This is a genomic window from Pseudoalteromonas sp. TB41, from assembly GCF_000497975.1.
In the GTDB taxonomy this organism is placed as follows: Bacteria; Pseudomonadota; Gammaproteobacteria; order Enterobacterales; family Alteromonadaceae; genus Pseudoalteromonas; species Pseudoalteromonas tetraodonis.
Map to the genome: position 1 here is coordinate 1 of NZ_AUTH01000076.1, position 11,881 is coordinate 11,881.

General features: G+C 41.2%; 12 protein-coding genes. 4 read left to right on the top strand and 8 right to left on the bottom strand.

Features of this window, described 5'->3' with window-relative positions; all coding sequences use genetic code 11:
* Positions 1 to 1,819, top strand: a 1,819-nt coding sequence (locus L641_RS0111010) for a TonB-dependent receptor (RefSeq protein WP_024601918.1), incomplete at its 5' end; no start/stop codon positions are given.
* A gap of 79 nt (positions 1,820 to 1,898) precedes the next feature.
* Here the strand turns inward: L641_RS0111010 and L641_RS0111015 are convergent.
* The gene (locus tag L641_RS0111015) at positions 1,899 to 2,780 is read right to left on the bottom strand and encodes a LysR family transcriptional regulator (protein ID WP_024601919.1); all 882 of its coding nucleotides are present in this window, start codon (positions 2,778 to 2,780) and stop codon (positions 1,899 to 1,901) included.
* 111 nt (positions 2,781 to 2,891) lie between these two features.
* On the opposite strand from L641_RS0111015, the gene L641_RS0111020 reads away from it, so the two are divergent.
* Complete coding sequence (locus L641_RS0111020) at positions 2,892 to 3,872, top strand: TDT family transporter (RefSeq protein WP_024601920.1); 981 nt, start codon at positions 2,892 to 2,894, stop codon at positions 3,870 to 3,872.
* 3 nt (positions 3,873 to 3,875) lie between these two features.
* Here L641_RS0111020 and L641_RS0111025 read toward each other — a convergent pair whose 3' ends face one another.
* Positions 3,876 to 4,058: a DUF2986 domain-containing protein gene (locus tag L641_RS0111025; protein WP_024601921.1), complete on the bottom strand. Its 183-nt coding sequence runs from the start codon at positions 4,056 to 4,058 to the stop codon at positions 3,876 to 3,878.
* Between the two features lie 162 nt (positions 4,059 to 4,220).
* Between L641_RS0111025 and L641_RS0111030 the strand changes: the two genes are divergently transcribed.
* Positions 4,221 to 5,708: a dipeptidase gene (locus tag L641_RS0111030; protein ID WP_024601922.1), complete on the top strand. Its 1,488-nt coding sequence runs from the start codon at positions 4,221 to 4,223 to the stop codon at positions 5,706 to 5,708.
* A 60-nt stretch (positions 5,709 to 5,768) separates the two neighbouring features.
* Here L641_RS0111030 and L641_RS0111035 read toward each other — a convergent pair whose 3' ends face one another.
* The 4 genes from L641_RS0111035 to L641_RS0111045 all read right to left on the bottom strand — a co-directional run bounded on the left by L641_RS0111035 (position 5,769) and on the right by L641_RS0111045 (position 8,955).
* A complete protein-coding gene (locus tag L641_RS0111035; RefSeq protein WP_024601923.1) occupies positions 5,769 to 6,530 on the bottom strand; it encodes an EAL domain-containing protein in 762 nt (253 codons plus the stop codon).
* 205 nt (positions 6,531 to 6,735) lie between these two features.
* Positions 6,736 to 7,164 carry an OsmC family protein gene (locus L641_RS0111040; protein ID WP_024601924.1) on the bottom strand — a complete coding sequence of 143 codons (429 nt, stop codon included), beginning with the start codon at positions 7,162 to 7,164 and terminating at the stop codon, positions 6,736 to 6,738.
* A 124-nt stretch (positions 7,165 to 7,288) separates the two neighbouring features.
* Entirely contained in the window at positions 7,289 to 7,423 is a 135-nt protein-coding gene (locus L641_RS22920; RefSeq protein WP_010391223.1) for a DUF2256 domain-containing protein, read from the bottom strand.
* Positions 7,424 to 7,425: 2 nt separating this feature from the next.
* Complete coding sequence (locus L641_RS0111045) at positions 7,426 to 8,955, bottom strand: deoxyribodipyrimidine photo-lyase (protein ID WP_024601925.1); 1,530 nt, start codon at positions 8,953 to 8,955, stop codon at positions 7,426 to 7,428.
* Positions 8,956 to 9,059: 104 nt separating this feature from the next.
* Between L641_RS0111045 and L641_RS0111050 the strand changes: the two genes are divergently transcribed.
* Positions 9,060 to 9,668 carry a flavin reductase family protein gene (locus L641_RS0111050; RefSeq protein ID WP_024601926.1) on the top strand — a complete coding sequence of 203 codons (609 nt, stop codon included), beginning with the start codon at positions 9,060 to 9,062 and terminating at the stop codon, positions 9,666 to 9,668.
* 41 nt (positions 9,669 to 9,709) lie between these two features.
* Here L641_RS0111050 and L641_RS0111055 read toward each other — a convergent pair whose 3' ends face one another.
* On the bottom strand, positions 9,710 to 11,026 hold the full coding sequence (locus L641_RS0111055; protein WP_024601927.1) for an MFS transporter: 1,317 nt from the start codon (positions 11,024 to 11,026) through the stop codon (positions 9,710 to 9,712).
* Positions 11,027 to 11,029: 3 nt separating this feature from the next.
* Positions 11,030 to 11,791, bottom strand: coding sequence for an IS5 family transposase (locus L641_RS0111060; RefSeq protein WP_024600859.1), 762 nt, complete (start codon positions 11,789 to 11,791; stop codon positions 11,030 to 11,032).
* Positions 11,792 to 11,881: the final 90 nt, after the last annotated feature.

Consider the following 11,881-nt stretch of genomic DNA (forward strand, 5'->3'; position numbering starts at 1 on the left):
CCCGCCACTGTCGTATATTTCAGCCAATCAAATTAGTAGCTACAAAGTGGTTGCAGGTATTTCTCCGGTAAGCGCGGGAGGCGATAATATTGCAGGGGTGATCGCGGTTAATTTTATTTCACCTCAGTACAGTGAAAGCAAGCAACTTGGCTGGCACTTTGGCTACGTATCAGCCCAATACAATACGCTAGATAACGGCAAAAAGGTAGGCGCGGGCATGCGCATTGCCAGCGACGTATTCAGTTTTAATTATCAAGGTGCGTTTAGCGATGCTAACAGTTATGAAGATGGTAACGGCGATTTAGTGCTCGATACCCTGTACCGCGCGCAAAACCATAGTTTAAGTGCTGCCATGCGCGATGATAAGCAACAATTAGTTATTAAGCTAAGCCATCAAAAAATACCCTATCAAGGCTTTGCTAACCAATATATGGATATGACAGATAACACCAGCTATGGCGCTGTTGCCCAGTATAAGCGTGCTTTTACAAACAGTGAGCTTGAAGCGCAGTTAAATTGGCATAGCGTAAAGCATGAAATGGGCTTTTTCAGCGCAGAAAAAACCGGAAAAATGCCAATGAAAACCGACGCCGAAGATATAAGCACTCAGTTAAAATGGCGATTAGCGCTTGATAACAACAGCCAGTTATTACTCGCCCAAGAGTACCATTATATGAATATTGATGATTGGTGGCCTGCGGTTGAAGGCTCAATGATGATGGGGCCAAATGACTACAACAATATTAATAACGGCCGGCGTCAGCGTATTGCCCTGCTTGCTGAATATGAAAGCCAACTAAATACTCGCTGGTGGTTAAATGCAGGCGTTCGATTTGAAAATGTAATAACCAATACCGACGATGTACAAGCATACAACGCAGGTATGGCCGCTATGAGTGCGATGGCCATGGCGATGCCAAGCGATGCAATGGCCGCTAAAGAGTTTAATGGTCAGAACAAAAAACAAACAGACAACCTAGTCGATGCAAACGTGCTGATTAACTATCAACTAAGCAATAATGACGAGTTACAAATTGGTTTAGCTCGTAAAAATCGCGCACCTAATTTATACGAACGTTACAGTTGGGGGGTGGGAAATATGGCCACTACCATGATAGGTTGGTACGGCGATGGTAATGGCTATATTGGTAACATTACCCTTAAACCTGAAACCGCACATACGCTTAGCACTACGTATACCCGTATGGCTAAAGACGACAGCTGGCGTATCAGTGCTAATGCGTGGGTGAGCGATGTAAATGATTATATTGACGTCAACAGAGTAAGAAGCTTTAACCGCACAGCGCTTGCTGCCAATACTCGTAATGTACTTATGTTTAATAACCTAGATGCCACGCTTTATGGAGTAAAGCTAGATGCGGTTACTACTCTGCACGAGTCTAAGCAGTATGGTAGTTGGTCGTTAAAAGCTAACATTACCAATACCCGTGGTAAGCGCGACGATACCAATCAGCCGCTTTATCAAATTAAGCCACTGCAAACCCAATTTGCGATTAACCAGCAAATAGGCCGCTTTGAAAACGCACTCACGTGGCAGTGGGTCGATAGTAAAACCCGCGTAGATAGCAACCGCCTAGAAAACCAAACCGAGCAGTATCATTTACTTAATTTAAGCTCAAAAGCCAGTTGGGATGCATTGACCGTGAGTGTTGATATTACCAATCTGCTTGATGAGTATTATGAATTACCACTGGGCGGCGTAAGTATTGCTGAGTTTAAACAAGATTCAACGCAGGGATTTAACCAATTAGCAGGGCAGGGTCGTTCTATTAATTTGGCTATGAGTTACGCGTTTTAAGATGAGAGAGTAAGTTAGTGTGAGCTGTCAGATTCGATTTTTGGTTAATCGAATCTGACAGTTAATTACTATTAATTTTTTAATTCTGCTTGTGACAAAAATCTATAAACTGCGTTAGCAGCGGATTTTTGTATTTGTCTTTATGCATCACTAACCAAAACTGTCTTTGCATGGAGTGGTTTAAGTTAAGCTGCGTAACGCGGCCATCGTTTAAAGCGTACTGTGCCGCGAGTGACGATAAACATCCCAGTCCTAACCCTTCTGCAACGCTGTTGATCAATGCCTCTGTGGTATTGAGCTCAAAGCTTTGGCTCCAATTATCGATATGCGTAGCAAGGTTTTGTAAAAAGAATGAGCGTGAGCCAGAGCCGGTCTCTCTTAATACCCATTGACTGTTTGCTAAGTCATTAAAACTAAGCTGTGGTTTTTTAGCTAAAGGGTGGGATGGCGGCGCAATTATGCACATGGTGTCTTGACTAAACACGGTTGAGACTAAGTCACTTTGCTGGGCATGGCCTTCTATTAATGCAATGTCGAGTTCAAAATCGCGCAGTTTTTGACAAATAAGCTCAGAATTTGAAATAAAAACCTGCTGTGAATAATGCTGCTGTTGTTGGCGAAATCCACTGAGTATAGAGGGCAACACATGATTACCAATGGTATCGCTGGCACCTATTTTTAACGTGCCGCTGGCTTTTGCGTGGGACGAAAAAAGCGTATTAATATCATTTGCTCTGTGCAGTAATTCATCTGCAAGGGGCAGTAATTTTTGCCCTTCTTGATTTAAAATTAAGCGATGATTTACCCGGTCAAACAGTGGGTGGCCTAATTGTTTTTCAAGCTCGCTAAGAGACATACTGAGTGCCGCTTTAGACAAGTAAAGTCGCTCTGAGGCTGCGCTAAGCGTTGTATACTGGGTAATACCTACAAACACTTTAAGTTGTTTAAGAGAAATATTCATGAGCTTGGTGTTTAGTTTTTCTGAACGTGTGTTCTATATAATTAGATTTAACTAAACAAAATGCAAGGTTAAACTTCTTTATAAGATAAACAGTGAGTGTGGAGTATAAACATGTTTAATTATATAAAAGCCAAAGTAATAACCGCACCCACCCCAATGGGCGGATTAGCATTAGGCATAGCCAGCCTTGGTTGGGCTTGGGAAAATATGTTCAATGTAAATGGCGCAGCGCAATACACTGGGGCGGCAATTGCAAGCGTATTATTATTAATACTTGGCTTAAAATTTTTACTGCACCCGCAATTACTAAAAGCCGACTTAACGCACCCTGTTGTAGGCAGTGTGGTGCCTACTTTTGCTATGGCAACGTTGGTGGTATCTAATTCGTTAAGGCACGTTAATCCATTAGCAGGGGATGTGCTTTGGGTAGGCGCATTTTTATTGCATTTGGGATTTTTACTGAGCTTTATTATTCATCGTGTTCGTGAATTTAAAATTGAACACATGGTGCCAAGTTGGTTTGTACCACCGGTGGGGATTATTGTTGCCGATGTCGCGTTCTCGGGTAACCCAGCACTGCTATTTTTAGCACAAGGGGCACTTTATTTTGGCATGTTAATGTACGCAGTTATGTTGCCGATAATGATTTACCGGATAATATTTGCTGAGCAAATTCCTGATGCTGCACAACCTACACTGGCTATTTTAGCGGCGCCAGCAAGTTTATCGTTAGCTGGTTACTTTACAGTTATCAGCGAGCCGTCACCGGTTATTATTGGCTTGTTATTTGGAATTGCGGTACTGATGACCTTTATAATTTACGTCGCATTCTTTAAATTACTGCGCCGTCCATTTTGCCCAGGTTACGCTGCGTTTACTTTTCCTATGGTCATTGGTGCTACCGCGTTATTTAAACTTGCCGCATGGATGCATGCAGAGGGTATTGATTTGCAGTTTGTTAAACAAATACAGTATTTAGCAACGTTTGAACTGATTGTGGCAAGTGGGGTAGTTTGCTATGTGGCGGTTCGTTATTTGGCTCACTTTAAGCTTTTTAACACTCAATTTAAGCCTCTCACCCTATCACAATAACGATTAAACGCTTGTTTGCACTACCTCGTTAGCCTCGTGCTCAATTGCTTGTTCGGTATCTTGCTCAGCAAGCTTTGCGCGCTCTGCTTTTGAAACATAAGCCGGTTTGTTGCTTTTATGTAGCTTGGCATTAGCACGCTTATCTTTGTTATTAAATTTTGTAATGATCTTTTTTCTGCGATTCATGATTCACCTCGTAATTTTGAGCTGCGCATTATACAGGCATCTTGTTTAAAGCTGTTAGACAAATTATAAGCTTTGCTTGTGGGTTTGCCGCAAAGCGCTGTTTGTCACTTTACAAGGAGGTTATAATTAGAGCTCTTTATTGTTAATTAAATGGAATCTGTTTTGAACAAGCTCGCTTTAGCAAGTATTGCCTTATGTGCATTTAGCGCTCATGCACAATTAAATAAACACAGTGAAAGCGTGGCCGATTACGCAGTTAATAGCTACCAAAATGCACAGGTGCATACGCTTACTAATTTAGTATCGTTTCCTACGGTTAATAAAAGTGAGATCAGCGCACCACAAAACCCCGACTTTATAGGCTTTAAAGCGTTATTAAAAATGAAAGCCGCTGAACTGGGCTTTGACTACCAAGATTTAGGCTATACCGTACTCATAGGCATGGGTGAGCAAAAAGAAAAAGTAACCATAGTGACTCACGGTGATGTACAACCTGCAAACGCCAGCAAATGGAAACAAAGCCCATTTATTATTGATACCTCAGAGCCGGGTAAATTAGTTGGCCGAGGTACCGAAGACGATAAAGGCGCTATAGCCACCGCTTTATATGCGATGAAAGCCATAAAAGATAAAGGCATAACCCTTGATAACCGCATTGAGCTGATGGTTTACCTAGCGGAGGAGTCTGATTGGGGGCCGTTAACTGAGTTTATGAAAACCTATGAGCAACCAAAGTATGCGATAACCATTGATGCCTCATACCCTGTAGTGGTTGCTGAAAAAGGCTGGAGCTTAATTGCGCCAACATTTGATGCAACATCACCACAAACAGGTGTGTATGTCAGCAATGTAACGGGTGGTGCCTTTGCTAGCCAAATCCCTGAAGATGCCAGCTTAACTTTGCATAATGCGAGTACTGAATTGATGGCTCAATTAAAACAAACAGCCAAGGTTCTTAAGCAAGTAGAATTTACCTTTGATGATCAGTTAGATGGGACTTTAATTAGTGTTAAAGGCATGTCGGCTCACTCATCTGAGCCAGAGTCAGGTGTTAACGCCATTGCTTATTTGGCTGAACTATTTAAAGCCGTTGAGCTTGAAAACAACAGCGATGGGCAGCTCATTAAGTTTGTAAATCAGCTAATTGGCCTAGATATTCACGGTAAACAGTTTGGTGATATTGCGTATAAACATGACTTTATGGGGCCAATGACGGTAGCGCCCACAGTTATTGAACGAGACGGTAATAACCTAACGTTAGCGGTTAATGCTCGTCGTCCTATGGGTAAAGAGGCTGACTTACTAAAACAGCAAATTAATAGTGCGCTTACTCAATGGCAAGCTGATAATAAAGTAACATTAGCCAATGTTAAAACCACCATTGGTACACCCATGTTACTTGATGACGCGCCCCATGCGCAGAAGTTACTTGATATTTTTAAACACTTTACTGGCGATCAAGACGCAGATTTTGTCTCTATTGGTGGTGGTACCAACGCTAAGTTATTTGATAATGCCGTATCGTTTGGTCCATCAATGCCAGGTAAACGCTACACCGGTCACTCAGAGCATGAATTTATTACGCTTGAGCAACTAGCACTTAATTTACGTATGTACACCGCAATGATGATAGAGCTGGGAAACATGTAATTAACCAATAGCAAAAACTAAAAAACCGCCTTGATGGCGGTTTTTTATAACAACTAAATGTTATTGAAAATTAACGTCTGGTAAGCACTCAAACCCAGGTTTTGCAAACAAGTAGCCTTGCATTAATTCAATGCCGACACTTTTTAGCCAGTGATATTCTTCAACTGTTTCAATACCCTCAGCTAACGCCATTATGTTCAGTTCTTCAAACATATTTAAGCAGTTACGCACAATAGTTTGGCGTTTTGTGTCTTTGTCGATATCGCGTATAAGTGCCATATCGAGTTTAATAATATCTGTTTGAAAGTCAGCTAGTAAGTTTAATCCAGAATAGCCTGAGCCAAAGTCATCGGTAGCTGTTTTAAAGCCTAATTCTTGGTAGTAGCTTACAACCCGCTCAACGTGGCTGCTGTCTTCTATTTTTTCAACTTCAGTAAATTCAAACATAATATTAGTTGTAGGGAAGTTGTACTTTTTAGCCGCTTCTAGGGTAGTGCGAATACAGCGCTCAGGCTTATAAATAGCGTTGGGTAAAAAGTTAATGCTTAGCATGGTGTTTATGCCTAGCTTAGAGGCAAGTGCAATGGCTTTAATTCTACACAGTTGGTCAAAGGTATAGCGGTTGTCGTCGTTTACTTGGGAAATAATAGAATAAGCCGACTCATTATTTAAACCACGAACCAATGCTTCATACCCATAAATAGTGTTGCTCTGGCAATTTATAATAGGCTGAAATGCCATAGTAAAGTCAAAATCGAGTTCGCTAGAATCAGCGCAGTTGCTACAAGATACTTTTTCGCAACTTTGTGATTTCTCGTTCATGCATCCACCTTTGAATTTAACCCACACTTAAAGGTGGTTAAGTTTCTTGTAATCCTAACAAAGTATTGAGATTTTACATAATTATATTAGCGAACATTAATATAACTCATAATAAAGTTTTTATTTAATTCATGAAAAATTAGCAGTAAGGTTATGCTAAAACATAATCTTACCGCTACGCAAAAAGTATAATTGGTTTACAAAATTAGTTAAGTGTTGCTGTTAGCTTTATGCTGGTATTGAGTAATTTTGAAATGGGGCAGCCTTTTTTGGTGTCTTCACACAGGGCTTGAAATTGCTCATTGGAAATATCAGTAATTTTTGCATTAACTACCAATTCGATTTCACTCACCGCAAAGCCATCGTCTACTTCATCTAAGCTTACTGTTGCTTTGGTGCTTATATCGTCAGCAGTAAAACCTGCTTCGCCTAACGCCAATGATAACGCCATGCTAAAGCAAGCACTGTGGGCTGCACCAACTAGCTCCTCTGGGTTAGAGCCGGGCTTATCTTCAAAGCGAGTATTAAACCCATACGGCTGGTTATCGAGAGCACCACTTTGAGTTGATATAGTGCCTTTACCACTTTTAATATCGCCAGACCAATTTGAGCTTGCCGTTTTTTTAATTGTCATCATGTTCTCCTTGTTGCGATTAATGTAAATTTTTCAGCATTGATATCAGTTGTATGTAAAATAATCCGATAATTGCTTAAAAATGTACGTAGTAACATGGAGGCTGCAAGATAAACGCCAATCTCTATTTGCTGCGTTTGCACCGCTCTGAGCAATAAATAACGTTATCCCAATCTCGTTGCCACTTTTTACGCCACGCAAACGGCTTATTGCATACTGGGCAAATTTTTTGCGGTAAGTTAAGTTTTTTGTGCGCCATAATTAGGTGTTCTCTTTATTGCTGTTACTGCGAGTTTTGCGTTTTACACGGGTGATTTTTTGAGTCGGAGTCACGTGTTTTTTAAGAATTTTACCTATGGCGCGTTTTACATCGGGCCGCTCTCGGTATTGCCATAGCCGTTCGCGGGCTTCTTTTGAGGCGGTGGTTAAATCAAGCATCGGCTCAGGGTAGTCTTCACCTAGTTTAAAGTCGTTAAATAACGCTTCCATTGGCGTTTGTTGCCAGGGTTGATGTAAATATTCAATGGGGAGCTTTTCAAGTTCGGGGCACCATTTTTTTATAAATGCGCCGGTTGGGTCTTGATCTTCAGATTGTTTAATGGGGTTGTAATGGCGAATAGTATTAATGCCAGTAACCGATGCCTGCATTTGTATTTGCGGATAATGAATACCTGGCTCAAAGTCTAAAAAGTAATTAGCCAGCGGAAAACTTGCTTGTTGCCAACTTATGTTTAAATGATGGGTTACAAAGCTAACTAGCATAGCGCGCATTCTAAAATTAATATAACCGGTGGCTTTTAAACAGCGCATGCAGGCATCAATAATAGGAATACCGGTTTGCCCTTGTGCCCAGCGTTCAATATCGCTAGTAACGTTAGCGTCATCACGATACGGAAATGCATGGTAACCCGGATTTAATGCTTTAAATTCCATGCTGCATTCGCTTTCAAACTTTTGCATAAAATGGCAATGCCAATGTAGGCGAGATACAAACGCAGCAAGCGGACGCTTCCAGCCTTTTTTATCGGGATGGGTTGAATGGTATGCGTCTATCGCCATTTGATACACTTGCCTCAGGCTGATATTTCCCCACGCTAAATAGGGCGATAACCTAGAGCAATGCGTACGGCTTAAGCTTGGGCTGGATATTCCTTTTTGATAACCCTTACCGCGTTCAGCAAAAAAGCTTTGCATTACTTCACGGGCAAGTCGCGGCCCTCCGAGTTGAAAATTGTCATCGTCAGTCGTGTAATTGTCTGGTAACTCTGGCGATTGGTAGTGTGTGAGTGTCACTGTTTTAATGTGTTTCCAATCTGGGATGGCAATTGGCGCTTGCATTGTTTGTTGCCAGCATTCATTCCAATTATTGCGATTTTTTTTACCCCGAATGACAGCCCCCGTTGGTGACTCAAACCAGTTAATCTGATTATGTTGGCACCATGCTTTAATCGCTTTATCGCGCTCAAATGTATTATTTAAGCCGATTTCTTGGTGACTAAAGAGATTAATTATTTCAAACTGGGTGAGTAGCTCTTCAAGCAACGACTGCATATTTTGTTTAAATATGTACACGCAGCTATTAAAGCGATCAAGTTGTTGGTTTAAATCACATAGTGACTGATACACAAAGCGCCAATGTCGCTCGTTATAATGAGCATCTTCGAGTAACAGCGGCTCAAAGTTGTACAGCAATAATGTTGGAAGCCCATTGCTAAACGCATGTTTAAGCGGTTGATGATCGCTTAAGCGTAAATCGCGTTTAAACCAGACAATGTTTATTTTTTGGCGCATGAAATTAAACTATTTGCTAACGGTGTAGTATTAATGAAGATCCAATCTATAAGTACGTATTGCCTAGTACTAGGGTTTAGTTTTTAACTTAAAAGTGAGAAATAATGTTTTTAGATTTAATTCAAAACAACAACCGCTCTGTTTATAGCTACTTAGTTGGCGGTATTAGTCCACGACCGATTGCATGGATAAGCACCCTAAGTAATGAGGGGGTAAGCAATATTGCACCTTACTCTTTTTTTACCGTAGCAAGTTGTCAGCCTGCAGTGCTAAGTGTGACTCAAGTTAACCCCAGTGATAAAGCCAATAAAGATACACTGACAAATTTACTAGCCACCAAAGAATGTGTGGTTAATATTGTTAGTCATGCCTTAGTAGAGCAAATGAACCAAAGCTGCGCTAATTACCCTAATAATGTCAGTGAGTTTGATGAGGCCAGCATAGAGAGAGTCCCAAGCCAGTTAGTTAATCCGCCGAGTGTTGCAGCTTCAAAAGTACGCTATGAATGTAAGCTTCGAGAAGTGATCACTATTTCAGATAAACCAAGCGGTGGCAAAATGATGCTCTTAGATGTAGTGGGAATTTTTATAGATGACGCCACGTTGGTAAATGGCTACATAGATCCGACACGTTTAGATGCAGTAGGTAAAATGGGCGGCGATTACTTTAGCACCACCAAAGATAAGTTTGTACTAAAACGCCCACAACTTTAAAGGTGAGCGTTTTAATTACATCAGGTTAAACAGCACGCTATTTACTCTGTTTTTGGTAAAAACAGTGCACTCATTGCCCCCAAAAAACCTAACCCACTGTAAAGTAAAATTAGCTCAGCGGTTGATAAAAAAGCCTCGAGTAAACCTATACTACCCAGAAGTAGTAATAACACCCCAATTACCGTGTTACTTACCGATACATAATCGGTGCGTTTATTGCCCTCAGCCATATCAACAAGGTAAGTTTTTCGCCCTAAACGCACGCCTTGGTGTGCAACTGAGAGTAAAAAATACAATATAGGCATAACCCACCAATTTAGCAGTAGTGCGCTATACCAAGTGGCAATAACAAATACGGCTAAGCCATTAAATGTGACTAATATAGCGCTAAGCACTAAAACACGCTGGCTAGATAAATCACTGAGCCTGCCCCAAATAGGCGCCGAGACTAAACTAGCAAAGCCAGAAACGGCAATAAAAGTGGCAAGCAGAGAAAATTCAAAAGACTGTTTACTGGCTAAAACTATATAAAAAGGGGCGCTCAGAGCTGAGCATAAAAGTAGCGCACGGGTAACAACAAAATGGGCAAATTGTTTATCCTTATAAAGCAACTTAAGTTTAGAAAATGCATGCAGCAAGCCATTTTCACCGCCATCGGTTGCCCCTTTATATTCATTTATTTGGCTGTAAAAAAAAGCCGCGATCACCCACATTATTGCACCGAGTGCTAAGGCTATAATGACGGTGTTTTGATCTTTTTGTTGTGAAAAAAACCACATAAGCAAGCCAAACGTTAAGGTGGCAAAACCGGCAATACTGGCAGCTAAGCCACTAATATTACCGCGCTGTTGCTTAGGAATAACTTTTCCAAGCACATCTTTTGCGGCCACCGAGTTAAACCCTCTAGCTAAGCTAAATAAAATTAATAAACCAATAATGGCGTAACCCGCAAGCTTGCCCTCAAGTGTAAACGCGACACCAACCATAGCCAAAATACATAAAGACTGCAAAATAGCGCCAATAACCCACACCCATTTACGAATAGGCAATTGGCGGATAAAGCCAGCAATGGCCAACTGCGGCAGTAGTGAACCCGACTCTCTAATAGGTACTAGCCAAGCAATAAAACTCGCTGGCACATTTAAGCTTTGCATTAACCACGGCAGCGTTATTTTGGGATTGAGTAGCGCATCAGCAAACTTACTAAACAGTTGGCTTAGCAGTAAAGTAATAAAATTACCGGGGACTTCTTGGCATGCGTTATCGTCAATGGCCTTACACGCGCGAGCATCTTCTTCGTTATTTAAGCGTTTATAAATTTGCTCTTTTGTTAGGGGCTGTTGATCTTTGTAGTACATATATCAATCAGCCCACATTGGTAGCCACATCATAGTAAATGCTAAAGCGAGCATTGAATGATAATTTCGTTCAAGCTTTTCATACCGCGTGGCTATCCCTCTATATTGCTTAATACGGCCAAATGCATTCTCAACCAAGTGCCGATATTTATACATGCACCAGTCAATATCTTCATTGCCTACTAAACTGTTGCCCTTACGTGGAATAACGGGTGTAGCGTTATTATCACGAACAAACGCTCTCAGTTTTTCACTGTCGTAGCCTTTATCTGCGACAACCATATTACTTGTTGGGCAATTAGCTACGAGTGACTCTGCATGGACGATATCATGCGTATTTCCACAGGATAATTCATAATAAACAGGCAACCCTCCGCTATCGACTGCAAGATGAATTTTCGTAGAATTTCCACCTCGGCTCTTTCCAATTGATTCATTGTCAGCAGTTCTTGCACCGCAACTATGTTGATGAGCCCTGACAATACTGCCATCAATGAAGACCCAATCCATGTCCGCATCACGAGATAATGCGCGAAACAGTTCATTCAAAATCCCTTTTTTGGACCATAAATTAAACCGTCTGTAGATAGCACTCCAACGGCCAAAATCAGAAGGTAAATCTCGCCATGGAATACCTGTGCGCATCTTATACAGTATGCCTTCGAGCGTTTTTCTATGGTCGGGCTTATTATAAATTCGACCACTTAAGTACATTACTTTTGATAAGACATTCCATGTCCCGTCTGTTAGCATTAATCTTGGCATGTAGGTTCGGTGTAAAGTTTTCTGGCGAATTCAATTATACCTTATCTTCATGCTGTTTGTTTTTCATACCACAAAGATCAACACGCCCTA